The organism is Pseudomaricurvus sp., from assembly GCF_965662505.1.
In the GTDB taxonomy this organism is placed as follows: Bacteria; Pseudomonadota; Gammaproteobacteria; order Pseudomonadales; family Cellvibrionaceae; genus Pseudomaricurvus.
Genome location: NZ_CBFIHX010000058.1, coordinates 1 through 23,089, shown reverse-complemented (window position 1 = coordinate 23,089; position 23,089 = coordinate 1). Strand labels below are relative to the sequence as shown.

The window sequence follows — 23,089 nt, the reverse complement described above, 5'->3', positions numbered from 1 at the left end:
CAATAGCATCAGGAGATTTACAATGAATTCTATTACCAAGATTTCACTGGCAACGGCTGCCGCAGCATTATTTTCAACCGCAGTAGTCCCTACTGCCGTCGCGCAGGATAAAGCTGATACATCGGTTAAGTGCATGGGTATTAATTCCTGCAAAGGGGAATCCAAGTGCCAGACTGCAGAGCACGCCTGCGCTGGTCAGAATGTCTGTAAAGGGCACGGTTGGATTAAGGCTGCATCTGCTGAAGAGTGCACCAGTAAAGGTGGCACAGTGCTCTAATTCAGTTAATCAATACCTGACAGCCTGTTTAGCACAGTCTGTCAGAGATCGATCAGAGCAGTTTTTATCGTTTCGTAAGAGCAGGTCTGGGTTTATGCTGTTTGCTCAGCCTGCCTCTCTGATTTAATGAAAAAATATCAGGATGTTGCCATGACGACTGCAGCCCTTGACGGCTTTGGCCTTGGCTTACGACCAGAGCACTACCACGATTTCCTGGAAAAACCACAGAGAGTTGAATGGCTAGAAATTTTAACCGATAACTATCTGGTTCCTGGTGGAAAACCTCTTTATTACCTTGATCGTATCCGCGAGCAATACCCAGTGGTGATGCACGGAGTTGCCATGAATATTGGCTCCTGTGATCCACTGGACCTGGAATATCTTCATTCAGTGAAAAAACTGGCAGACCGGGTCCAACCCCTTTTGCTTTCTGATCATCTGTGTTGGACTGGCGTTAAAGGATCACGTTTACACGATTTATTGCCCCTCCCATACACGGATGAGGCAGTGACACATGTGTCAGATCGTATCCAAAAGATTCAGGACATTCTTCAGCGGCGCCTGACGATTGAGAATGTATCCACCTATGTACAGGCAAGGGCACCCTTAGAAGAATGGGAGTTTGTTAACGCAATCGTTGAAAAAGCCGATTGTGAGCTACTGTTGGATGTCAATAATATTTACGTTTCCGCACGTAATTCTGATTTCAATCCTCAACGTTATATTGATGCCATTCCAATACATCGCGTTCGCCAAATTCATTTAGCCGGCCATTCAGATTACGGTGATCATTGCATTGATACCCACGATCAACCCGTGTGTGACGAGGTTTGGGATTTGTATCGTTACACCATTGAACGTTCGGGCTCCATTCCGACAATGATTGAGCGGGATGATAATATTAATTCGCTCAGTGAATTAATTGCCGAGTTAGACATTGCCCGAGAAATATCATCGAAGGCCAGTTCTTTCTATGCTAACCGTACTCTGGAGCACTGTCATGAACCTGTATGAGTGGCAGTCTGAATTTCAGGGAATGGTAATGGATTCATCTGATCTACAGGATCGCCCATCTGTAATCAAGGCGAATAAGCTTGATCTTCTGCAGCAAGGCGACATCCAAGATCAACGTCTGGGGATTTATCAGCATGCGTATCAGCAACGTTTGAGTGAAGCTCTGAAAAGTAACTTTCCTGCAGTGCATCAATTATTGGGCGACGTGGATTTTAGTGCTGCTGCCAGAGGGTTTTTACGTCAATGCCCTCCTTCGACGGCATCCATTCGTTGGTATGGTGAGAAATTTCCAACCTGGTTGGAAACTCAGACACCTTATAACTCTTGCCCTGCTATTTCCGAATTGGCTCGATTTGAATGGGTAATGCGCCATGCAATCGATGCGAAAGACGCAAAGCGAATCACCGTCGATGAACTTCAGATATTGTCTCCGGAACAATGGACTGATTTGAAATTTCAACGACATCCCTCAGTAAGTATCTTGTCATTACGGTGGAATGCCATTCAGGTTTGGCAGGCTTTGGAAAACGATGAAATCCCGCCAGAGCCTATTGAAACCCCATCTCATTGGCTTGTTTATCGACAAGATAACCTAATGAATGCCTGGCGGAGTTCAGATCTTCTTGAGATCGATTCCCTTAGATTAATCACGAATGGTCAAAGTTTCGGAGATCTGTGTGAAACCTTACTGGATCACTATCAGGATTCTCAGGTAGCTATTGGCCAGGCTGCAATTTGGTTAAAAACCTGGACAGAAGAAGGATTGTTAGTTCCGCGTGACTCGGTGTAGAGGAATAATAAGATGACTACTTTAATGAGTAAAACAGTAAAACTATGGGCCCCCATAGACAAAATTCTGACTGGATTGATTCCCGTAGCGGATTTAGCGGCAAGACTGTACATTGCCAAGGTCTTTTTTATGTCGGGTTGGTCCAAGATCTCAGATTGGGAAACCACCCTCTGGCTATTTGAAGAGGAATATCAAGTACCTCTTCTTTCACCGGAATTAGCGGCCTATGCGGCTACAGCAGGAGAGCTGGTGCTACCGGTCTTGCTGGTGTTTGGGTTTTTGACTCGTTTTGCAGCGACGGGTTTGTTTATTTTAAACATTGTCGCGGTTATCTCTTACTATGCGGCCCTGAAAGGGTCTCCGGCTGCTTTGCAAGATCACCTACAGTGGGGGATCATTCTAGGCCTATTGATGACAGCACAGGTTAAATATTTTACTGTTGACAAATTTGTTACGTCTAAAGTCACTGGTTAATACTCTCACAAATTAAGTACAGCCAGAAGCTATAGGCTTGCAGACCGAGATGGTTCCGAATCTATATGCTTTCTGGTACTGTGTTTTTCATCTATTCAGTGTGCTCCTATTTTTATAAAAAGATCTACAGGGTTATTTTATGCCATCAACTCCTTTGCAACAGCCTATAGCTTCACCCTTTACCCGTGAATCAAATTCTGAAGATGTAGCGGCCGCTCATGACCTGACCGGAAAGGTGGCGGTAGTGACGGGATCTACTGCTGGGTTAGGGATTGAAACTGCCAGAGTTTTAGCTCTTCAGGGAGCAGAAGTTTTCGTGATTGGCCGAAACCAAAAGAACGGTGATAACGTTGTTGAAAGATTAAAATCTGACACGGGCAACTCCCAGATTAAAATGCTGACAATGGATTTGAATGCTTTAAGCAGTGTTCGCGACTTTGCGAATCAGTTTTTGGACTCGGGAAAAACTATCGACATTCTTATTAATAATGCCGGTGTTATGGCCAGCCCATTCGAGACAACAGAGTATGGGTTTGAGTCCCAGCTGTTCGTCAATTATGTCAGTCACCTGTTATTGAGTACGGCTTTGGCGCCATGCCTGTTGAAATCATCCAGCCCTCGAGTCGTCAGCCTGACCTCTCTGGGACATCACATGTCACCGGTTATCTTAGACGATCTTAATTTTGAACATCGCGAGTACGATAAGTGGCGGGCTTATGGTCAATCTAAAACGGCAACCGCTTTATTGGCTGTCTATCTTCATGATCAATTGGGTAAGCACGGGGTCGTTTCAGCTTCGGTACACCCTGGTGTGATCACAGAAACCAGTTTGGGACGGTATTTGTCGCCGCAGGAACAGCAAGCAGCACTTTCCGCCAGCAGTAAGTCGCAACCAAAAACTCTGTCTCAGGGCGCTGCGACCACTCTTTGGGCTGCTACATCTCCATTACTGGAGACGCATGGAGGTTCTTATCTGGAAGATTGTAATATCGCAGCCGTCGTTGAAAAACCTAATTTTCAATACGGTGTTCTTCCTTATGCTATTTCCTCTGAGAAAGCTGAGCAATTAGTCGCCCATGTAGAGAACGCACTCGGTGAAAAGCTGCTAAAAGCAATCTAAGCCTCTGAGCTCAATAGTGTTAGCTTGATTATTCTAAAGCTGGATAGCGTTTTGCCATACGCCTGGCAGAGTAAGTTAAGCCAACCACTACCACAATCAAGGCAGACATAACCAGTGCAGACCCTACCCATTGCAATGGACTGACGCGTTCTCCCAATGCCAGAATCCCGGTAATCAAACCCACCACCGGGACTCCTAGCGAGAAAGGAGCAACTCGGCTGGCAGGATGTCTGGTGAGCAACAGAGTCCAGAGCCAGTACGCAAAACCACTGGCTATCCACCCCAAGTAAAGCAAAGAAAGCCAACTGGTTACTGACGCATCCAACCAATTTTGATGAGCACTTGGTTGATCGTACAGCAGTGAGAGCGAAACAAACCCCGCGGCTGCGACGACACTGCTCCAGGCAACCAGAGTCAGAGGAGAGTCACCTTGCCCATAAGACTGAATCTTTTTCACGGTAATATTGGCACATGCCCACATACTGGCGGCAATTAACGTCAGGCCCAATCCTGCTGCGGTCACGGCCCCTGCGCCCTCTTCAGAAAAAACATTGATGGCAAAGCACACTAATCCAGCGGCGGCAACGACCATACCCGCCTTCAGTGCGCGTGGAATGATTTCTCCGATAAAAGCCGCTCCCATTAATGCAGTAAAAAAGATCTGTGTTTGCATCAGTACTGAGGCGAGCGCTGCCGACATCCCTTGCTGCAAAGCAAAAAATAAGAATCCGAACTGCCCAATCCCTTGTGTTAGCCCATAGAGTAATAGCCATTTGGCCGGTGCTTTGGGTCGCGGGACCAAAAAGACAAGAGGAAACGCAGCTAATAGAAACCGAGCTGCCCCCAACTGAAACGGTGTAAAGTCGATCAGGGCCAGTTTCATCGGTACGAAGTTGACTCCCCACAAGACAATAACCATCAGTGCGGCGATCAATTCTTTGGAAGATAGCTGGGAAGAGGACTCGGTCATCAGTACTTCTCAATAAATCTGATAAATTGTTTCAAGACAAGATCACGATCCGAGTGGGATTAGGTCAAAAAATGATCAGGTTGTGAGTGGGGACCGTATTTTACTGATATCAATTTCTACAGATCAACATTGATGTCTAATAGTCCCAGATTATCAAGTGGAACATAATTAATGGCTTATTGGAAAGCAATTTCTGATGTTCCCCTGTTTGAGTTTCTCCACCCCAACACGCCTTCTCAATCTGTCGGTGGCATGATGGAAGAGCCGGATTTGAGCCGCCCGCTATTGAGATGGCCGTCACAAAATCTGACACAGAATCTGAGCCGATTGAATCAGCGTTGAATGTGGATACCAACCCTTTGGTTGCTGATGCTGTTACAGGCAACTCTATGGACAAGTCTGAGGAACCCAAGACCTTGCGAATGAATGGAGATTGGAAAATGGTCCTTTCAACCCATATGGGACCCCAGGAAATTTATTAGTATTTTGACTCTGAAAGAAATTTGTTAACGGGTAATTTAAGTACCCCGGCGGGTCAGATAGATTTTACTGGCACTGTCGAAGCCAACAATTTTAAATTTGATCTCACACTCATCAAGCCGATGAAAATCACGTTGAAATACAATCTGTTAGTTGAAGTCGATAAAGTTACGGGTAAATGCAAAATGGGTTTTTTGGGTTATGGTAAGGAACCTGGTGAACGTTTATAGCCTGTTTTTTTTTGGGGGGTTTTAAAGCAACTGGTAATTCGATTGTCAGCGTGAAGAGCAAGGTCGAACTAGTCCAGAAAGAGTATCTTCAGTGCAGGGCACCATTTCCGATTACACCTTATTAAAATTATAAAAATTCTCAATGGATAGTGAAAGAGTCTGTCGCTAAATTCCTTATCTATTGCCTCGGTAAGATTAAACAGACTTAGAAAATGAGTAAATACACAGACCCCTCTCCCCCTGAATGAGTGATTCAGCTCTCGCGCAGCAATAACTTATCGAGTATAGTTTTTTCAATTAACCGCAATCGTTCATTACAATCCGGTCAAATAAAATATATTTTCAAATAGGAAAAGGAGTTCCGATATGCTGAAAAAGCTACCCTCTTTAGTTTCGTGTCTATTTTCTTTGGCTTTGTGCCAACTTTCTATAATCTCGTACTCTGCATTCGCCGCCGAGCCCTGGCAAGAGATTAATTTATCAGATGCTGGTTTGGTTAATGAATCCGGAGAAGTGATCGATTCTTCTGGCAATACGTTGACAGATGCTGCTGGTAACCCACTGATTCCCAATTGTGCGTTAACCGACTTGAATGTTGGTGAGAGTTTTAAGTTTTTCTTTCAGCCTGGAAAATCTGAAGAGTTGGTGATATTCCACACCGGCGGTGGTGCCTGCTGGGAAAATAATACCTGTGGATCTGCATTGATACCTGGAGGCGATTCAACTTATACGCCGATCATGGCTTCCAATGCAGATTTGCTGAACTATGCCGGTGGAATCTTCGATACTTCCGCTGGAACAAATAACCCCTACGCCGATGCCAGTAAAGTCTATATCCCCTACTGCACGGGTGATATCGGCTGGGGAAATCGCGACGTTCAGTATGTAAATCCTCTCAATCCGACGTCCACCTACACGGTGCACCACCGCGGGTATGCGAATATTCGGGCTGTCAGTGAGTGGATTACACGCATGTACAGCGCTGCACCTCAGCCTCAAAAAGTTCTGGTTTCCGGATCCAGTGCCGGTGGATATGCTGCTATCGGAACGTTACTACCAGAAATTGAAAAAGTCATAGATACGCGCAAGAGTAAGGTCTCCGTTGTTGTTGACAGTTCCAATGCAGTGGTGAATAACCGTTTTCTGGTTGAGGCCGGTCAGGCATGGGGTATTAAAGAGACTTTACCTGCTCATATGCTTCAGGCTCTGGACGGTGATGCGATTGGACTGGGCTCACGTTTTTATCTGAAAAGTACCAAGCGCTATCCAGAAGTTTTGTTTGGCCAATATCAAAATACATTTGATATCGTCCAGGGACAGTTTTTAAACATTATGAAGCATCTCGATCATCCTGAATTGTGGAATGATCCGGTAAAAATCCAGGAGTCGATTGCCGAGTGGAGCTATCGAATGACTTTGAACACTCAGTTGACCGCTCTTTTGACACGGCAGTATCGATTTTACACCGCAGCAGGCTTTCAGCATGTGGTTCTAGAGTATGTTCCGTCAACACCTGAAGGATGGTGTAGTGACAATTTCACGATCGAAAACTCTGCCAACAGTTTGAAGCAGTACCAACTTCCGTTTTACGAGTGGTCTGGTGACTTGTTTAAGCACAAAACAAGGATTTGGTGGGGAAGTGATTGGCTCAATGCGACCTGTGGCATTGATTGTCTGGGGGGTGGCCCAACGTACTGCCCTTGATGTAGAGAATCCATAAAACATAAAAACCCGCACTTGGCGGGTTTTTATGTTTCTAGCAGTTAATGAACGTCATCAGTTCATTAATCTAAAGGATATTAGCTATCCAATACTTTGAGGCGGTTTTTAACACTGTTGACATTCTCAGTGTTCGAAACTACTTTCTCAGCTAAATCTTTAACTGACTCAGTCGGTACTTCACCTTCCAGAGTGACTACATGATCTTCAGTATTGACCTCAATATCCAGACCAGAAACACTGTCATTGGCCAATAGCTTCATTTTAACCTGGGCGGTCAAAGTGGCATCTTTGACTGATTGAACGAACTCGCTATCTCGATTGTTACGTTCAGATTTCTCACCTTCGCTAGCGTGCTTGCTGATTTTCAGCTGATTATCAACGGTAGAGATACCGTCAACACTTAACGCAACCTGTTCTGCGAGGTCTTTATCTACTTCAGAAGAGACAGTACCCACGAGATGAGCTACATCATCATTAACTTCAACATCGATATCGAATGGGCTCAGGTTTTCATTAAATAAGACCGCGCCTTCAATTTTCCCTTCTTTCCAACCATTTGAGAAGTAACTTGAGTCCTGGTTGCTCATGCCTTCATGCTCAGAACTTCCTGCTAAAACCAAAGGTGAGGCCGATGCTGCAGCAACACTTAGGGCTAATACACTCAGGGTTTTAGTTACAGTCTTCATATCTAACTCCTTGCCTAATTAAGGTCAGTGCTTGTTGATAGCGTCTGCTATCAAAGTGGAAGTCAAAACCAGTTTTGATTCCTCTTACACTAACCTTTGCTATTACCGTGCCAAGATTAAAAAACTGCTTAAACACTCTATAAATCATCCAAAAAACCTAAATATTAACCAATATTGGATCACCTTCTGGACATTGTTACAGCAAGTCTTACAGGATATTGAAAGGCTTACATGACGCACGAGTCTGTAAGAAAGTGAATTGTAAGAGAATAAAGCTGGGAGAGGTTTTGAGATATCGTGAACTCAACACTCAACACTCAACACTCAACACTCAACACTAAACTCTTAACTCTTAACTACACGCGTTAGTAGCATACCAAAATGCAACTCGAGCAAGACTGCTGGGTAAAGTGATTATGTAAACGTAAAAAAGCCCCTAGCGGGGCTCTTTTACGTTTCTAAAGTTTTTAAAGGTCTAAAGTTTTTAGAGGCCTGTTAGGCTAAGCTGCCCGTCCTCTTGGTCCAGCAAAGAACCAGACGATTAAACCAATGACTGGAAGTAACAGAACAACCAGGATCCAGATAAGTTTTTCAACCATGCTGGCAGATGACTGCACAATATTAATAATTGCCCAAACATCTGCGATGAGAATGAGCAGGCCCAATATTCCCGATACCTGAATATCCATTAATAACTCCTTTTAAGAAATACCATTATGTGAGTAAAGCCTAGTATCATTTTCCCACATTTCTAGGTTTTAGCTTGTTTTCTTAGAAATTGAGACATATTTGATACTTTGTTCATAAAATACCAGCGTTCATAAAATACCATCGCATGCAATTGCAGCGTGTATTAAGGAACTGGGGGTTTTCTTCCTGTGAGAAGATGAATTACCAATGTGACTACAAACAACACAATAAATACAACAAAGAAGATCTTGGCAATACCCAAAGATGCACTGGCAATACCACCAAAACCTAAAGCACCAGCAATCAAAGCTAATATAAGAAAAGTGATCACCCAACTTAACATGACAGACTCCTTTTAAGTTTTCGTTTTAAATTTACTTTTATAGACCGTAAGTTTTTGTTGACTCACTAATGATCAGGCAATAGCTATGCCAACTGAGTAAATGATGAAATCTTTGGCATATGCCTTCAAAAAACTCAGCTTGCAGCTACAAAACACCCAGTTTTTTGTAGTATTTTCAAATATACCCGTGCAGATTTTGTAAATAACGGACAAAATTACCGTTCTTTTGGCTGAAGAAAAGCAATGATTATTCCTCTAGCCCCTGTTTCTGAAGGTTAAGCAGTTATTTTTCAGAGTTGGTACGTACTTTGAATAGGTGATTGTGCACTCTTAAATACCTGTGCTCTATCGCTCAAGCTGTGTTTACCGCTCAAGTGGTTGATCAAGTTAAGGTAATTTTATCCATCTAAAAGGACGTGAAAATGAATATCAAACATCTTTTGTTGCTGGCTACACTGGCTCTGACTGGTCTTACTCTGTCTGCGTGTGACGTGAATGAAGGCGGCCCTGAAGAGTTGGGTGAGAACATTGAGCAGACTGCCGACGATATCGGCAATGACATCGAAGATGCTTGTGAAGAGGCCAAAGAAGGCATGAACGCATCTGATACTGATTGCTAAGTTCGCTGTTTACACTATGAAGTCCGGGCGTCCATCGCCCGGATCTTCTATCTGTACTATTCTTATTCAATCTACCACCTTCTAGTGATCTCAATTCAATAATGAAGCAACTTACAACTCGATATATTTTTCTTGCCATTTTAAGTCTGACGGTGGCACTTTCATCGAATCCGGTGATAGCTCAAACTGAACAGCAGCCCTCTTCCTCTAGTGAACAGCCCTCTTCCAACTCAACCCAATCTGAAGAAAAGTCGGGTGAGAAAGATTTAGCCGAAGCTGTCTCTGAAACTGATATCAATTCATTGATTGAACTTCTGGAGAGTAAAACTGCACGCACACAGTTTTTAGAGCGTTTAAAGGCCTTGGCGAAAGCACAAGAAGAAGGCAATCAAGATGACAGCCTGGCTGTCAGCAAAATACTGGATCTTGACAGTAGCAGTGGTGCTCTGGCGAACCATTACTCTGAAATGTTGGACTACCTTGGTATCACAGATAGCCAGTTAGGCCGGATATTAACCACTTTCGGTGTTATTGTATTTCTTGGCCTGATAGTTTTATTCATCAGAATAACCTGTCGTTGGCTTAACCATAAATTGGACAAGGTCCGCACCCGATACTCTCTTGAGCGAGGGAGACTGACGCTTTTAACGACTATTCCGGTCAAAGTCAGTTATGCATTTTTCATTGCCTTGATACTCTCGGCGATTGCTGAAATCTGGGGGCTCTCCTGGTTTTTACCTGGAGGAAAATTGGCTTATCCAGATTTTCTCCATTTCGTTCTGACTTTCAGTGTCATCGTGTATGTGTTTGCAGCGCTTTGGGAAAGTACGAATGCAGGTCTTGAATATATGATGCGTAATTCAAGACAAATGTCAGGGGCTCGGATAGACACTGTTTTACCCGTTATTAGGAAAGTGATTTTCCTCTTCTTTGTGATTTTATTCGGATTAATTGCACTGTCGGAACTGGGGATAGACATTGTTCCATTATTGGCAGGGGCTGGGGTATTCGGTATCGCGTTGGGTTTCGGTGCACAAACGTTGGTTCAGGATTTTCTGGTTGGGTTTATCATTATTCTTGAAGACCTACTCCAAATCGGTGATATCGTCAAAGTCTCTGACAGAATGGGGACAGTAGAAAAAATTACGATTCGTAAGCTCCAGTTGCGGGACCTGGATGGCACTGTGCATACCGTTCCTTTTAGCCAATTGGATATCATCGAAAATTACACAAAAGATTACAGTTACTATTTGTCTGATGTAGGTGTTGCCTATAAAGAAGATATCGATGAAGTGATTGATTGCATTAAATCTGTGAGTGAAGACCTTCAAGGTGATGATGTTTTCGGGGAAATGATGTTGGAAGACATTGAAATCCTGGGACTCGATAAATTTGCAGACAGTGCACTCGTTATTCGTGTGAGATTAAAAACCAGAGCTCATGATAAGTGGAACTTAGGACGGGAGTTTAATCGCCGCCTTAAATATGCTTTTGATGACAAGGGTATCGAAATCCCATTCCCACATCGTACCTTGATGCTTGGGGAGGACATCGGCGCCAAGTTGCAAGTGCCAAAAGAGCACGAGCAACATGAGCAGCAAGATAACCAAGATAACCAAGAGAGCCAAAAGGGTGATTCCTCCTGACAGGTTTCTGACGCTACTCCAGTGAATAAGAGGTTGAAATCACTGGAGATTTCCCCAAACTAGTAAGGTTTAAGTGATTACTGACCTTCCGGTGTGTGCAAACTCCCGGAGATTAGCCAACAACAATCGGGAGTATTTCGTGCAGAAGGTATTACTTGTCGACGATGATGAAAGCTTCGTTCAGGCAACTCAAGCATTATTACAAAATTTGGGGCACGAGGTTGATGTAGCTCATAGCGTCACAACCGCTAAAACTGCCTTGTCACGACAGAAGTACAATACGTTATTGTTGGATCTGATGCTGCCTGATGGTAGCGGCTTCGACATACTCAATGCTCTTCCTATTGACCGAACACCGTCTCGTATCGCGTTCGTAACGGGTCATTCGGCCATCAAGTCCATTATTAAATCCATGGCAGGTCCTGGCGTTAGCTATCTTCTTAAGCCTGTAACACTAGAGCAGCTGGAGCACTTGGTTGGGTCCAGCACTCCATCATCAGCCTCTCGGGTTAGCTACACCCGACATTACGGTGTGCTTGTGGGCGAATCCGAACCCATGCAAACACTGTATCGGCATATCGACAAGGTTGCTCAGACTCAGGCCAATGTGTTTATCCAGGGTGAAAGCGGAACAGGCAAAGAGTTGATTGCCAGTGCAATACACGCGGCCTCCCAGGCTCAGGGACCTTTAGTCTCTGCAAACTGTGGGGCGATTACCAAAGATTTAATCGGTAGTGAGTTATTCGGTCATGAAAAAGGGGCATTTACCGGTGCCATTGCGCGCAAGCCTGGATTGTTTGAACGCGCAAATCATGGGACGTTGTTTCTCGACGAAATAACTGAAATGGATATTGATCAACAGCCCAATTTATTGAGGGTGCTGGAGACTGGATTGGTAACCCGGCTGGGCGGTTCTGAAGAGATGCCTGTAGCCTGCCGTGTAGTGTCCGCTACAAACCGCACGGCCGAGGAATTGGCTGAAGGTCACTTTCTGCGGGAAGACATCTATTTCCGATTAGCCGTATTCCCTCTTCAACTGCCCCCGCTCCGTGAGCGTCGTGAAGATATACCTCTACTCTGCCAGGCTTTTCTCGACGATTTTAATGAAGAATACAGTACGCATTTAACTCTTGACGACGAAACGTTAAACACTCTCACTGGGTATAACTGGCCAGGCAATGTTAGAGAGCTTCGTCATGCTCTTCATCGTGCAGTGATACTGGCCGATAAGGATCAGACAACGCTCACGCTGCCTGACAATCTGGGATCTCCTTTCGGTAAACCTGTCGAGCAGTCGAGTGACAAGGGTAACTTACAGCCAGGAAAAACCATTGAAAGTATGGAAAAAGAATTAATCTCCATGACACTGGACTCAGTTGATGGAGATAAGCCCAAGGCAGCAGACATGCTCGGTATTAGTTTGAAGACGTTGTACAACCGCTTGAATCAATATAAAGAAAGGGAAGAGATTGATGAGCACTGAGTCAGAAAGAAGTTTTCTTCATGAGATACGCAATCAACTCAATAACATTTCCATGAATACTGAGCTGGCTAAATTACAGGCAAATCAAGGTCAGCCTGCAGAGGCTATTGTTGAAAGCCTCAATAAAGTCTCTGAGGCATGCAAAGAGTGCTCGCAGCTGATTGAAAAGCACGACTGACTGAATATGAACACGCTACTAAAGATCTGATTATGTCCAATAAGACACGAGCATTAAAATATTTCTGGACTTTTCTGGTGATCACTCTGGGAGGGCTATTTGTTGTAAACAGCCTCCAGACTTATCAAAGCCTCAAAATACTCGATACCAACGCCAGTCGTTCAGGGAACACAAATGAAATTCTTCAGTTGGCCGGCGATACCTATTTTGCAATACAAAGTGCTGAGCTCTACCTTAGAGACTACATGCTTAATGGGGAAGAAGAGGAACTTGAAAGCTATATAAGCTCTGTCAGTAATGTAAAGGCTTTGATTACACAGCTGCAACAGAAAAGTACGGAGCTACCAGTCCAGCGTTCACGCTTTGAACAGCTTCTGGAAATGATCAGTTCACATGATCGCGCCCTTTCTGAAGCCTTGGCTCGTCATCGGGAGTCTATCGCTTTAGAGTCCAGACCCAGCACCACCACAGGCGACCTAATTCTGCACGAAGCTGAGAGTGACAAGCAGAAAGCTGAGTCGTTGGCGGACATCATGACGGCAAGCCGCCAGGGGCTGACGGTTTTATCCGAGATGATCAATGCCATTGAGAAGGAAGAGTTAAGCCATATTCAAGACATCCTTGATGAAAGCGCCCAGCGAAGGAAGCATGTATCGCAAGCGGTATTACTGGCCAACTGTTTGGGCTTGGGCTTCCTTTTAATCATTGCCATGTTAACCAGTCGTACATCCAGGCAGCAGGTAGAGTATGCAGAACATCTAGAAACTAAGGTCAGAGAGAGAACTCAGGAATTGGAGCTTTTTTCCCAAGAGTTGAGTCGCAGTAATCGGGAGCTGGAAAACTTCGCGTTTGTAGCTTCTCATGATCTTCAAGAACCTCTTCGAAAAATCCGAACTTTTGGGGATCGGTTAAAGGATGGTTACAGTGAGTCGCTTGGAGAAGGCAAAGATTATGTGGATAGGATGCAGAGTGCAGCTAAGAGAATGTCTAAACTAATAGAAGATTTATTAGCTTTTTCTCGTATCACGACTCATCGAAAGCCCTTTGAATCTGTAGATTTGAACGAAGCAGTGTCGATAACACTGGATGATCTCCAGTTCAAAATTGAAGAAACTGGCGCTGAAATTATCTGCGATCAACTTCCGACAATAACCGCAGATCCAACCCAGATGTGTCAACTGTTTCTAAACCTTATCGGAAATGCCATCAAATTTGTGGCTCCAGGCGTCAAGCCTATAATTCATATCAAGGCAGAAGAAATACCTCAATCAGAAACATCAGAACAATCCAGTGCTTTATTGCTTCAGGATCAAGATCGGGATACTGATCAACCTTTCGTCAGAATCACAATTCAGGATAATGGTATTGGATTTGATGAACAATTTTTGAACAAAATATTCAGTGCCTTTCAGCGTTTACATCATCGTGACGAATATGAGGGAACTGGTATTGGATTGGCCATATGTCGCAGGATTGCAGAAAGACATGGCGGATCAATTATGGCTAGCAGTCAATCAGGGGCTGGCGCCACATTTATTGTGGAATTGCCTCTCAAACTGGAGGATACTATCGAGCTGTCTCAGGCCGATCGTGGTATGCAGATGGTGGGAGTCGAAACCTCTGGCCAGCTAACTCGACAGGAATAGACATTCACAAAGATGTACCTGATTGAGGAATATCATGGAAAACCCTACTAAATACATTAACATCCTGATGGCTGATGATGACAAAGATGATCAGCTCTTAACACGGGATGCTCTCCTTGAAAGTCATGTAAGAAGCACCCTGGAGATAGTAGATGATGGTATTGAGCTGCTCGAATACCTGAATGGCGAAGGTAAGTTTGCTTCGCGAGATATCACAGTCCAGCCTGATCTGATTTTATTGGACTTGAATATGCCAAGAATGGATGGACGCCAAGCGTTGGCTGCTATTAAAGCTCACCCGATTTTACGTCGTATACCGGTTGTGATTCTGACCACGTCAAAAGCTGATGATGACATGTTGACGTCTTATGATCTGGGTGCAGCATCGTATTTATCTAAGCCAGTTACCTTTGATGGTCTGGTAGAGCTTATGAAAGCTTTGGGGCGTTACTGGGTTGAATGTGTTGAATTCCCTGGTAAACAAGCCAGTTTAAAACCCTCTTGAGGTTTTCTTTCCTTTAGGCTTTCTATTCTCTAGACTTTCTATATTGTTTCGAAATGCCTTTCTAACTTCATGCTTTCTAGCTGCATAGCTATACGTTCGGGATCAATTTTACGACAGACTAAATTTCTACACTTTTTTTGGCCCAAGATATGATCAATCTGCTACTGGTAGAAGATGACGAAGACGATTACATCATTACCCGTGATTTTCTGAATGACCTGAATGGTTTTTCATATCAATTAGATTGGGCTCGGACTCCAGAACAGGCAAGAGACTATTTTCAAAAAGATAGTCATGACGTTTGTTTGTTAGATTATTCATTGGGCGCATTAACGGGTCTTGAGCTGCTGAGGGAAGCCAAGCAGCTCGGTTTCCACGCGCCCATTATTATGCTAACCGGACATGATGATCAAGATCTGGATGAGAGCGCCCTCTCGGCGGGTGCAGTAGATTATTTAGTAAAGTCCCAGTTATCGTCAGCTCGACTTAGCAGAGCCATACGTTACGCGGTTGCTCGTAAAGATATGGAGCAAGAGCGAGTTAAGCGTATTCAGGCACAGGCCGAAAATCGTTCTAAAAGTGAATTCTTGGCCCATTTGAGCCATGAGTTGCGTACACCACTAACAGCGATTCTCGGGTATACCGATTTATTATCGAATTTGTCCGACAATAAAACCTCTCAAGACTATATTCAGATCATTAAAAGAAACGGTAACTACTTGCTGAATCTTTTAAATGACGTGCTTGATCTTTCCAAGATTGATGCAGGAAAGCTGGATATCCAAAGGCAGCCCGTTAGCCTGGATGAAGTTCTTTCTAATTTGGTCGGGCTGATGGAGATAAAGGCTCATGAAAAAGGTATTGAGTTCACAGTCACAGCGGATGAGGCGTTACCACAGACGGTTATTACCGATGCTACTCGACTGCAGCAAGTACTGATTAATATCATTGGGAACGCGATTAAGTTTACGGATGATGGCAGTGTTGATGTTAAGTTGGAGGTCAGGGACGGCGATTCACTCCAGTCTGAAGTGAATCGATGTACATTAGTCTTTCATGTTCATGATACTGGCATTGGGCTGGATAATAAGGAGCTGGCACGTCTATTTTTACCTTTTGAACAAATTCAAAATACTGATCGAAAAACAGAACCTGGTACAGGCCTGGGGCTCGCAATTAGCCAAAAATTGACAGAGCGACTGGGTGGAGAAATCACTGCCACCAGCGTAGAAGGGCGTGGTAGCTGTTTCAGTGTTCGTATATCCACTAACTTGCCTGATGGGGTAAGCTGGAAACCGCTAAATATTAATAAACAGCAAGCCGATATCAAAGAAGCGACTAACTCTCTCGATGCCAGAATTTTAATTGCTGATGACTTGGCTGAAATCCGCCACCTGCTTGGGCATATGGTCCAGCGTCATGGCGCTAGTGTCGAATTTGCAGAGAATGGTCGTGAAGCATTGGAAAAAGTGCAGTCTGCACGATTGAGTAATACTCATTTTGACCTAGTGCTAATGGATATGCAGATGCCCGTCATGGATGGACTGGAAGCAACCCGAAGATTGAGAAACATAGGCTTTGATCAGCCTGTTATTGCTTTGACTGCTCAGACGATGCTGGGCGAGAAAGAAAAATGCCTGGCTGCCGGTTGTACTGAACATTTAGGTAAACCTGTTTTGGAGCAGCACTTGGTCAGCTGTATACAGCGCCATCTTTCCAATCTTAGTACTAAATCAAAAAGTCTGTTATTAGTCGAAGATAATCACGACGCTCGAAATGCTACGCAGATTTTACTTGAAGGCTTAGGCTGGAAAGTCAGCAGCTGTGCAGACGTCACTAGCGCCTACCATCTTTTAGAAGAGCAAAAATTTGACCTGGTTTTGACGGATATTAATTTACCCGATGGTGATGGAGTATCTTTAGCAAGAGCTATTGTGGATCAGTTTACACGTCCGCCTAAAGTTATCGCTGTTTCAGGGAAGAGCATGGATGTGGGCGAAGAGTCACCATTCACTGAGGCGTTGCTCAAACCTTTGAACCTGAATCAGTTGGGCTCGTTGGATCGTTTTCTGGGGGCGTAGCTACTGTTCAGAGTAATAACTAGGTTTATTTATGTTCCAAGTAATCAAAAAAAGCAGTGCGGGGACCCGCACTGCTTTGTGGTTCTGTCATCATTCTGAATGATGTTATGCGGCTAACTTCTGAAGATGACGCATGTGGTCATGACAGTCTTTCATTTCCTGATAAACCTCACCTAGAGTAGAGGCGTATAACGGTTCAGGAATTTCTTCCATCGCATCACGAATCTCATCCAGTGTTTTATCTTCGACTTCTTCCAGCTGTTTGATGTAAGTGAAGTCTTTGTCCGTTGATACGACGCCGAGAATATCAGTGTACATTTCACGAACTTTAACACTGGCAGAGCGACCTGTCTCACGCTCACCGTCACTGAGTTTTGCAAATGGTTGTAGTTTTACGACTGCATTTTTACGTGCCAGTGCCATGGATTTAAACTCTTTAATGACATCAGGATTTTCTACTTTCTCGATTGCAGATTCATAAAACTCAATTCCACCATTTAATACTTTAATGATTGAGTTAACATTATCGGCTTTCATATTCGGTCTCCTGACAATAATAAAATGACTGAAAAGAGTCGGCTGATGATTGATGGGGTACAGACCTTATTGCACGGTCAATTCAATCCCAAAGCTTTCTAGCTGCCGATTAACTTCTCTCTCGTCCAGTGATAATGCATAGGCTATGCCAGACTGATTGGCAGAGAGGAAAAGTTTGTTTCTGATTGTTGCCCAGGCGTGATACGCCTTGTTCCCTGAGTCTCAGGCGTGTCATGTTTTTATACATGGTTACACAGTTTTACTTGAGTGTTTCACAGCTTTACTTAAGCGTTTCACAGCATATTTATTCCAGGTTTTACAGGTTCTCTTGTAACTGTTGCATAGGATGGCATTGATCGTGGCGGGTAATATCTACTTGTCACAGATAGATATCATCCAATTCAACAAATAGTCGCTGTAATCGCATTAATATTAAATTTAAAGGGCCAGAGAGTGCCTTGGCATTAAGTTTGCGAGTAGTTAATTGAGAGGCATAAATACAGCTGTTTACTCCAGCGACATGCCTCGGGTGATTATCTCTTTATGGAGGAACGAAAATGAACAGTGATCAGTTTGAAGGCAATTGGAAAGAATTAAAGGGTAAGGTCCAGCAGCAGTGGGGTAAGCTCACTAGTGACGACTTGGATGTAATTGACGGTAAGCGTGAAGAGCTGGTCGGGAGAATCCAGAAGCGCTATGGGAAGTCCCGCGAAGAAGCGGAAAAAGAAGTTGAGCATTATTTGCATTAATCCGGTATGGACTTACTCCAAAGTCTGAAGTCAGCCGGGCTTCTAGCCCGGCTGACTCACTGTACCGGTGGACTGAGTATGGTGAAATTTAAGGTTTGAGGTATTTGTCCATTTCCTGATGCATGTTCAGGATGATCTTCTCATAGTAGTTGGCTAGCCAGATCTGGCGACACCCCTGAGTTTTTAAACCTTTCTGAATTCTTGGAATGTTCGCAAAATCCTGACGTGGGATCTGCAGAAACTGTTCCGGATCCGTTACGTCATTCATTGGCTGAACTTCGGCACGCGGTGGTTCCACGTCAGCAGGGTAAGATTTGGTCGAGAAGATTTCAAAGACGCAAGAGTCAGGGTTGAAACCATCCGGCCGGACTCGATACATCATGACATTGCCCGCCTGAGGCAGAACCAACAGATTCGGGAAGATAAAGATTTCCCCTCCCCACATATCCAGAATATCTTTTTCCAGTTTAGGCATGGGGCGGCCTTGCTCAGCTGCAGTTGAGTACAATGCTTTTACGTATTCCCCCCCTAACGATGAGCCCTCGGGTATGGGTTTGCCTTTTAGACTGCGAACGAGTTCAACGTCTTCCTTTAGTACCATGGCATCCATCCCTTCAACCAGCATGTTGAGGCGGTTTGCCATAGCATCTACAGGATCGACTGCGCCCTGCGCTTTCCCTGCCATAGGGGTGTTAGGGCCACCGTAAAAACGGCCATGGCCGTTGTCGAAAGTTTCGTAAAAGTGATTGTCGTGAGCATAACTTATATCACCGGTGACATCGTCGCCATAGATGAAATCTGCTCCTGGCTTTTCTAACTGGGGATGCGTTGCAGGTACGTGGTAGCCTTCAAGAAAGGCTTCAACCGCAACTTTCCAGTTGGCTGGAGCGGTAACCTCTTTCCACCAATAATGATGCATGTCTTTAACCGCCAGGCCATCCAATAGATCGCGAACAGGGGCAATGTATTCATCAAAAGGTTGGGGTTCTTTGGCAAAGTGAATAAAAATAAAGCCGGCAAAAATTTCGAGATTGACTTCTCGCAATGCGACATCACTTTTCTGCAGCTCGCCACCACGGAAGTTGTCCTGCTCTAGAATATATTGGCTCTGTCCCTCCAGGTCCCAGCGCCAGCCATGGAAAGGACAAATGATACGGTTCTTTTCAAAATGCCCAGAGCACTCAGCCAAAGCGGTACCACGGTGCGGACAGAAATTGTGATAGGCCTTTACGGTATCTTCATCGATACGCACCAGAAGTACGGACTGATTGCCTATTTCATAGACAGTATGATCCCCTCTTTTGGGGATCTCATCCAGACGAGCGGCCATTTGCCAGACATTAAGCCACAGCTTTTCATGTTCCAGTTTGGCAAATTCCGGATCCGTATAGCGTCCACTGCGGATGCCATGATCCAGAGTAAGCCAGCTATCTGGCCATTCAATTTCTTGGGTGTCTATCAGGTTGCTCATCACGGTTATCCTTTGGTTGCTCAGTTAGCACGAACCCACCAATCGGTTGTGGATCAAATAGTAGTACTGTACAGAGTCAGGTGTACGAATTTTAATCTCTGGTCTTCAGGCTTTTGATATTTTGTTAAGCCTGACTGTTTGCTTTACTATCTAATAATTCCTGTAAATAATCAACAGTGTTGAATTGAAATCTGGTTATGGATGTCCTGAAATGACCTTTGAGGTGCTTTTTTGATGATTTTTGCGAAAAGGAGAAAATAATCCTCAAAGACGAGGCTTTTCACAGGCAAAAGTCAGTTCTTAGGAAATTGTATTTCCCAGGTAATTTACAGCTCAGAACTGACGTGTTGTTGAGAACTGACAAGCACTAAATTAATAAATATAACTCCAATAAATACACATTCATCTTATTCACTAAAAATATTCTCTTAGATCTAATGATGAATGCTTACAAGAGGAAAACCATCATGTCTGTAAAAGTTTATGAGCGAATTCTCGAGCTGTTTGAAGCCGAAGGCATTAAGGCAATCTTTGGTATCCCGGATCCGAACTTCGTCCACATGTTTGTTGCAGCGGAAAAACGTGGTTGGACTGTGGTCACTCCTCACCATGAGTTAGCCGCCGGCATGATGGCGGAGGCTTACGCGAGGATGAACGGCACGCCTGCTGTGTGTATTTCTACACTCGGTCCTGGTATCGCTCTGAATGCAGGCTCCATGATGAACTCTTTGGTCGAGAATTCTCCTGTTATCTATATTGGTGGGCAGCGTGCTCGTATTACCGAGCGCCGCGTCCGCCGTGGTCGCATTCAGTTTATTCAGCAGGAAGCGCTGTTTAAGAATTCCGTAAAGTGGAGTGCGAGTATCGAGTACGCGAATCAAACCGACGAAATCATTCGTCAAGCCTTGCGAGTGTGTCAGTCGGGTACGCCCGGCCCTGTCTACATCGAGTACCCTTCCAACGTGATCCTTGAAGATCTGGATGTGCCACCTGCCCTCCCCCCCTCCTCCTATCGTCTGGTTGAGCCCGGCGCTGATGGAGACATGGTGGCCAAAGCTATTGAGCTGATTAAAACTGCCGAGTGCCCAGTGCTGCTGGTCGGACACGCGGTACAGTGCACTCGATCAGGCCAGAAAGTTCGCGAGCTGGCTGAGCTAATGGGCTGTCCGATTGTTCAAACTTCTGGCGGCACCGCCTTTATTGAAGGTGTTGAAGACCGTACCTTTCCTTACATGTTTTCCGAAGTCGCGAACGAAATCGTGACAATGTCCGATGTCGTCGTCGCTATCGGTACTGAAATCGGCGAACCGGTTCACTACGGTGTGGGCATGTACTGGAAAGAAGGCAAAGTAGACCGTAAGTGGGTCTACGTTGAACTGGATGCAGAAGCCATTGGTCAGAATCGTCCCATCGACGTGCCTTTGGTCGGTGATCTACGAAAGGTTGTACCTCAGCTGTCTGCTGGTTTGAAAGACAGCCCTCGTGCTGAACATGCAGAATTGGCTCGCTGGATCGAAGAAGACAAGCAGCGTTTGATAGCTTTGGCAGAGCAAGATTTCAGTACCCCAAGTGGTCGCGTGCACACAGGCCAATGGGTTATCGAAGCCACTAAAGCCATGCCAGAAGACGCTATCCATGTGCGTGATGGCGGCTGTACTGTAATCTTCACCTGGACATACTTGCAGAGCAAGCCACGGGATGTGATCTGGAATCAGAACTTTGGTTGCCTGGGTACCGGCCTACCTTACGCAGTAGGTGCTTCTATTGCCGATGGCGGCAAGCGTCCTGTTCTTTTCACCACCAGTGATTCTGCTTTCCTGTACCACATTGCTGAGCTGGAAGTTGTTCAACGCTTTAACCTGCCAATGGTTATCGTAGTGGCTGTGGACAACGCCTGGGGTCTGGAAGTGGGTGTGTACAAGCGTACCTTTGGTCATGGTAATACTACTGAACCGGGTGTGCATTGGAGCAAAAATGTTCGCTTTGACGAGATTGCCAAAGGCCATGGTTGTGAAGGCATGTACGTTGAAAAAGGCGAAGACTTGGGTGCTGCTATCAATGCCGCGTTTGCCAGTGGCAAGCCAACCGTTATCCACGTGCCCATTGATCCTGTTGTGAACCACGGCGGAAATGAAAACAAGGATACGCCAAACTACGATCGTTTTCGAACCTGGTATGCTGAAGGACAGCAATAATAAACATTGATCTTGTAAAATAAGTAGTAACCCTCATCGCCGCACCATGTGCGGCGTTTGTGTTGAATGTCATTAAAATTATTTTGTTATTTTTTGTTATACAATTCCCTTTGCTGTTCAAAATCCTATCTATACTAAACATCAAAAAAATAAACATGTTTGTCGATGACAGATCAGTGAACAACATGTTGTTTAAAAGTTGATATCCAAATACAAATATTGTGTCTGCGATATTAAGTTGAGAAAAAGTGTCTGTCTGAAATTTCAGTAGACGCTCTCCTTTCTACAGAAAACCGATAATAACGATAAACGGTCCAGGAGTACTTATGAAACAATCAAAATCTTGCTTAAAAAAAATTGTCCTAACACTCACTCTTTCTCCATTAGCAACAGCCGTACAGGCTCAGATGGATACTTCGCCAGCGTCAAACCAATCATCCGTTCGACATATCGAAGAGGTTGTCGTAACTGCACGACGCAGAGAAGAGAGTGCTCAATCCGTACCTATTGCGGTAACAGCTCTGAATGCCGGGAAGCTGAAAGAGTTCAAAATCAATAATCTGGATGATTTACAATATTTTGACCCGTCGCTGAATGTCAGTGCCTCGTCAGGCAGACCTAACGCGCCGGTTTTTTCTCTGCGCGGCATTCGTCCTACCGAAGCTATTTTCGGACAGGATCCAACCGTGGCTATCTATATGGCGGATGTCGTTCTTTCACCCGCCAAAGCCAGCAACCAAGGCATGTATGACTTGCAATCAGTACAGGTGTTAAAAGGCCCTCAAGGTACGCTATTTGGTCGCAACACGACGGGGGGTGCGATTCTGCTAACGCCACAAAAACCAGGTGATGAATTCTCCGGTAATGTTATGGCGGGTTTGGGAAGTTATGGATTAATGGAGACGGAGTTTGGCGTTGATCTACCCGTTAGTGAGTCTTTCGCTATGCGGCTTGCCGGTCGTGTGACGGATAAAGATGGTTATCAGGAAAACGTTGCACCAGGTCCATTTTATGGTGATGAGCGCGGCGGCGGAGAAAGTTACTCGGGACGCCTGACTGCCGTTTGGGACATCAACGATAATATTCAGAATGACACAATAATCACTTGGGATAAGGTTGATCTAAACGGTCGAACAGCTGTTTTGGAGGCGGTGAATCCCGCCAGTGCTCTCGGATTATACA

23 protein-coding genes are annotated in these 23,089 nt (G+C 44.8%); 17 read left to right on the top strand and 6 right to left on the bottom strand.

Annotated elements, in window-relative coordinates:
- Positions 1-22: 22 nt before the first annotated feature.
- From bufA2 to ACTG33_RS09650, 5 genes are all read left to right on the top strand, one after another.
- Complete coding sequence (bufA2, locus tag ACTG33_RS09670; RefSeq protein WP_439135006.1) at positions 23-277, top strand: BufA2 family periplasmic bufferin-type metallophore; 255 nt, start codon at positions 23-25, stop codon at positions 275-277.
- Positions 278-427: 150 nt separating this feature from the next.
- Positions 428-1,291: an MNIO family bufferin maturase gene (bufB, locus tag ACTG33_RS09665; RefSeq protein WP_439135005.1), complete on the top strand. Its 864-nt coding sequence runs from the start codon at positions 428-430 to the stop codon at positions 1,289-1,291.
- Positions 1,278-2,081: an HvfC/BufC N-terminal domain-containing protein gene (locus ACTG33_RS09660; protein WP_439135004.1), complete on the top strand. Its 804-nt coding sequence runs from the start codon at positions 1,278-1,280 to the stop codon at positions 2,079-2,081. The genes bufB and ACTG33_RS09660 overlap by 14 nt, the downstream gene beginning before the upstream one ends.
- 12 nt (positions 2,082-2,093) lie before the next feature.
- Complete coding sequence (locus ACTG33_RS09655) at positions 2,094-2,555, top strand: DoxX family protein (protein ID WP_439135003.1); 462 nt, start codon at positions 2,094-2,096, stop codon at positions 2,553-2,555.
- 139 nt (positions 2,556-2,694) lie between these two features.
- A complete protein-coding gene (locus ACTG33_RS09650) occupies positions 2,695-3,675 on the top strand; it encodes an SDR family NAD(P)-dependent oxidoreductase (RefSeq protein ID WP_439135002.1) in 981 nt (326 codons plus the stop codon).
- 28 nt (positions 3,676-3,703) lie between these two features.
- On the opposite strand, the gene ACTG33_RS09645 is transcribed toward ACTG33_RS09650, so the two are convergent.
- Entirely contained in the window at positions 3,704-4,645 is a 942-nt protein-coding gene (locus tag ACTG33_RS09645; RefSeq protein WP_439135001.1) for an EamA family transporter, read from the bottom strand.
- A gap of 171 nt (positions 4,646-4,816) precedes the next feature.
- Here ACTG33_RS09645 and ACTG33_RS09640 point away from each other — a divergent pair, with 171 nt between their 5' ends.
- Together ACTG33_RS09640 and ACTG33_RS09635 are read left to right on the top strand one after the other, a co-directional pair.
- On the top strand, positions 4,817-4,987 hold the full coding sequence (locus ACTG33_RS09640) for a hypothetical protein (protein ID WP_439135000.1): 171 nt from the start codon (positions 4,817-4,819) through the stop codon (positions 4,985-4,987).
- Between the two features lie 734 nt (positions 4,988-5,721).
- Positions 5,722-7,059: a pectin acetylesterase-family hydrolase gene (locus ACTG33_RS09635; protein WP_439134999.1), complete on the top strand. Its 1,338-nt coding sequence runs from the start codon at positions 5,722-5,724 to the stop codon at positions 7,057-7,059.
- Positions 7,060-7,154: 95 nt separating this feature from the next.
- On the opposite strand, the gene ACTG33_RS09630 is transcribed toward ACTG33_RS09635, so the two are convergent.
- The 3 genes from ACTG33_RS09630 to ACTG33_RS09620 all read right to left on the bottom strand — a co-directional run bounded on the left by ACTG33_RS09630 (position 7,155) and on the right by ACTG33_RS09620 (position 8,796).
- Positions 7,155-7,763, bottom strand: coding sequence for a BON domain-containing protein (locus ACTG33_RS09630; RefSeq protein ID WP_439134998.1), 609 nt, complete (start codon positions 7,761-7,763; stop codon positions 7,155-7,157).
- Between the two features lie 500 nt (positions 7,764-8,263).
- A complete protein-coding gene (locus ACTG33_RS09625) occupies positions 8,264-8,452 on the bottom strand; it encodes a PLDc N-terminal domain-containing protein (RefSeq protein ID WP_439134997.1) in 189 nt (62 codons plus the stop codon).
- A gap of 164 nt (positions 8,453-8,616) precedes the next feature.
- The gene (locus ACTG33_RS09620; RefSeq protein ID WP_439134996.1) at positions 8,617-8,796 is read right to left on the bottom strand and encodes a DUF1328 domain-containing protein; all 180 of its coding nucleotides are present in this window, start codon (positions 8,794-8,796) and stop codon (positions 8,617-8,619) included.
- Between the two features lie 422 nt (positions 8,797-9,218).
- Here ACTG33_RS09620 and ACTG33_RS09615 point away from each other — a divergent pair, with 422 nt between their 5' ends.
- The 7 genes from ACTG33_RS09615 (at position 9,219) to ACTG33_RS09585 (ending at position 16,955) form a co-directional block, all read left to right on the top strand.
- A complete protein-coding gene (locus tag ACTG33_RS09615; RefSeq protein WP_439134995.1) occupies positions 9,219-9,416 on the top strand; it encodes a hypothetical protein in 198 nt (65 codons plus the stop codon).
- 101 nt (positions 9,417-9,517) lie between these two features.
- Positions 9,518-11,062, top strand: coding sequence for a mechanosensitive ion channel family protein (locus ACTG33_RS09610; RefSeq protein ID WP_439134994.1), 1,545 nt, complete (start codon positions 9,518-9,520; stop codon positions 11,060-11,062).
- 139 nt (positions 11,063-11,201) lie between these two features.
- Positions 11,202-12,545, top strand: coding sequence for a sigma-54-dependent transcriptional regulator (locus tag ACTG33_RS09605; RefSeq protein ID WP_439134993.1), 1,344 nt, complete (start codon positions 11,202-11,204; stop codon positions 12,543-12,545).
- Positions 12,535-12,723: a histidine kinase gene (locus tag ACTG33_RS09600; protein WP_439134992.1), complete on the top strand. Its 189-nt coding sequence runs from the start codon at positions 12,535-12,537 to the stop codon at positions 12,721-12,723. Before ACTG33_RS09605 ends, ACTG33_RS09600 begins: the two co-directional genes overlap by 11 nt.
- A gap of 32 nt (positions 12,724-12,755) precedes the next feature.
- Positions 12,756-14,369 carry a sensor histidine kinase gene (locus ACTG33_RS09595; protein ID WP_439134991.1) on the top strand — a complete coding sequence of 538 codons (1,614 nt, stop codon included), beginning with the start codon at positions 12,756-12,758 and terminating at the stop codon, positions 14,367-14,369.
- A gap of 34 nt (positions 14,370-14,403) precedes the next feature.
- On the top strand, positions 14,404-14,874 hold the full coding sequence (locus tag ACTG33_RS09590) for a response regulator (protein WP_439134990.1): 471 nt from the start codon (positions 14,404-14,406) through the stop codon (positions 14,872-14,874).
- 149 nt (positions 14,875-15,023) lie between these two features.
- Entirely contained in the window at positions 15,024-16,955 is a 1,932-nt protein-coding gene (locus ACTG33_RS09585) for a response regulator (protein ID WP_439134989.1), read from the top strand.
- Between the two features lie 105 nt (positions 16,956-17,060).
- On the opposite strand, the gene ACTG33_RS09580 is transcribed toward ACTG33_RS09585, so the two are convergent.
- The gene (locus ACTG33_RS09580) at positions 17,061-17,492 is read right to left on the bottom strand and encodes a ferritin-like domain-containing protein (RefSeq protein ID WP_439134988.1); all 432 of its coding nucleotides are present in this window, start codon (positions 17,490-17,492) and stop codon (positions 17,061-17,063) included.
- A gap of 557 nt (positions 17,493-18,049) precedes the next feature.
- Here ACTG33_RS09580 and ACTG33_RS09575 point away from each other — a divergent pair.
- Positions 18,050-18,241 carry a CsbD family protein gene (locus ACTG33_RS09575; RefSeq protein WP_439134987.1) on the top strand — a complete coding sequence of 64 codons (192 nt, stop codon included), beginning with the start codon at positions 18,050-18,052 and terminating at the stop codon, positions 18,239-18,241.
- A gap of 88 nt (positions 18,242-18,329) precedes the next feature.
- Here ACTG33_RS09575 and ACTG33_RS09570 read toward each other — a convergent pair whose 3' ends face one another.
- Positions 18,330-19,712: an aromatic ring-hydroxylating oxygenase subunit alpha gene (locus tag ACTG33_RS09570; protein ID WP_439134986.1), complete on the bottom strand. Its 1,383-nt coding sequence runs from the start codon at positions 19,710-19,712 to the stop codon at positions 18,330-18,332.
- Positions 19,713-20,179: 467 nt separating this feature from the next.
- Here ACTG33_RS09570 and ACTG33_RS09565 point away from each other — a divergent pair, with 467 nt between their 5' ends.
- Together ACTG33_RS09565 and ACTG33_RS09560 are read left to right on the top strand one after the other, a co-directional pair.
- Positions 20,180-21,907 carry a thiamine pyrophosphate-binding protein gene (locus ACTG33_RS09565; RefSeq protein WP_439134985.1) on the top strand — a complete coding sequence of 576 codons (1,728 nt, stop codon included), beginning with the start codon at positions 20,180-20,182 and terminating at the stop codon, positions 21,905-21,907.
- 326 nt (positions 21,908-22,233) lie between these two features.
- Positions 22,234-23,089 (top strand): TonB-dependent receptor plug domain-containing protein (locus ACTG33_RS09560; RefSeq protein WP_439134984.1); only part of this gene is annotated, 856 nt, incomplete at its 3' end.

Coding starts and splice junctions, on each gene's coding strand:
- bufA2 (WP_439135006.1), top strand. CDS start 23: ATGAATTCTATTACCAAGATTTCACTGGCAACGGCTGCCGCAGCATTA.
- bufB (WP_439135005.1), top strand. CDS start 428: ATGACGACTGCAGCCCTTGACGGCTTTGGCCTTGGCTTACGACCAGAG.
- ACTG33_RS09660 (WP_439135004.1), top strand. CDS start 1,278: ATGAACCTGTATGAGTGGCAGTCTGAATTTCAGGGAATGGTAATGGAT.
- ACTG33_RS09655 (WP_439135003.1), top strand. CDS start 2,094: ATGACTACTTTAATGAGTAAAACAGTAAAACTATGGGCCCCCATAGAC.
- ACTG33_RS09650 (WP_439135002.1), top strand. CDS start 2,695: ATGCCATCAACTCCTTTGCAACAGCCTATAGCTTCACCCTTTACCCGT.
- ACTG33_RS09645 (WP_439135001.1), bottom strand. CDS start 4,645: ATGACCGAGTCCTCTTCCCAGCTATCTTCCAAAGAATTGATCGCCGCA.
- ACTG33_RS09640 (WP_439135000.1), top strand. CDS start 4,817: ATGGCTTATTGGAAAGCAATTTCTGATGTTCCCCTGTTTGAGTTTCTC.
- ACTG33_RS09635 (WP_439134999.1), top strand. CDS start 5,722: ATGCTGAAAAAGCTACCCTCTTTAGTTTCGTGTCTATTTTCTTTGGCT.
- ACTG33_RS09630 (WP_439134998.1), bottom strand. CDS start 7,763: ATGAAGACTGTAACTAAAACCCTGAGTGTATTAGCCCTAAGTGTTGCT.
- ACTG33_RS09625 (WP_439134997.1), bottom strand. CDS start 8,452: ATGGATATTCAGGTATCGGGAATATTGGGCCTGCTCATTCTCATCGCA.
- ACTG33_RS09620 (WP_439134996.1), bottom strand. CDS start 8,796: ATGTTAAGTTGGGTGATCACTTTTCTTATATTAGCTTTGATTGCTGGT.
- ACTG33_RS09615 (WP_439134995.1), top strand. CDS start 9,219: ATGAATATCAAACATCTTTTGTTGCTGGCTACACTGGCTCTGACTGGT.
- ACTG33_RS09610 (WP_439134994.1), top strand. CDS start 9,518: ATGAAGCAACTTACAACTCGATATATTTTTCTTGCCATTTTAAGTCTG.
- ACTG33_RS09600 (WP_439134992.1), top strand. CDS start 12,535: ATGAGCACTGAGTCAGAAAGAAGTTTTCTTCATGAGATACGCAATCAA.
- ACTG33_RS09595 (WP_439134991.1), top strand. CDS start 12,756: ATGTCCAATAAGACACGAGCATTAAAATATTTCTGGACTTTTCTGGTG.
- ACTG33_RS09590 (WP_439134990.1), top strand. CDS start 14,404: ATGGAAAACCCTACTAAATACATTAACATCCTGATGGCTGATGATGAC.
- ACTG33_RS09585 (WP_439134989.1), top strand. CDS start 15,024: ATGATCAATCTGCTACTGGTAGAAGATGACGAAGACGATTACATCATT.
- ACTG33_RS09580 (WP_439134988.1), bottom strand. CDS start 17,492: ATGAAAGCCGATAATGTTAACTCAATCATTAAAGTATTAAATGGTGGA.
- ACTG33_RS09575 (WP_439134987.1), top strand. CDS start 18,050: ATGAACAGTGATCAGTTTGAAGGCAATTGGAAAGAATTAAAGGGTAAG.
- ACTG33_RS09570 (WP_439134986.1), bottom strand. CDS start 19,712: ATGAGCAACCTGATAGACACCCAAGAAATTGAATGGCCAGATAGCTGG.
- ACTG33_RS09565 (WP_439134985.1), top strand. CDS start 20,180: ATGTCTGTAAAAGTTTATGAGCGAATTCTCGAGCTGTTTGAAGCCGAA.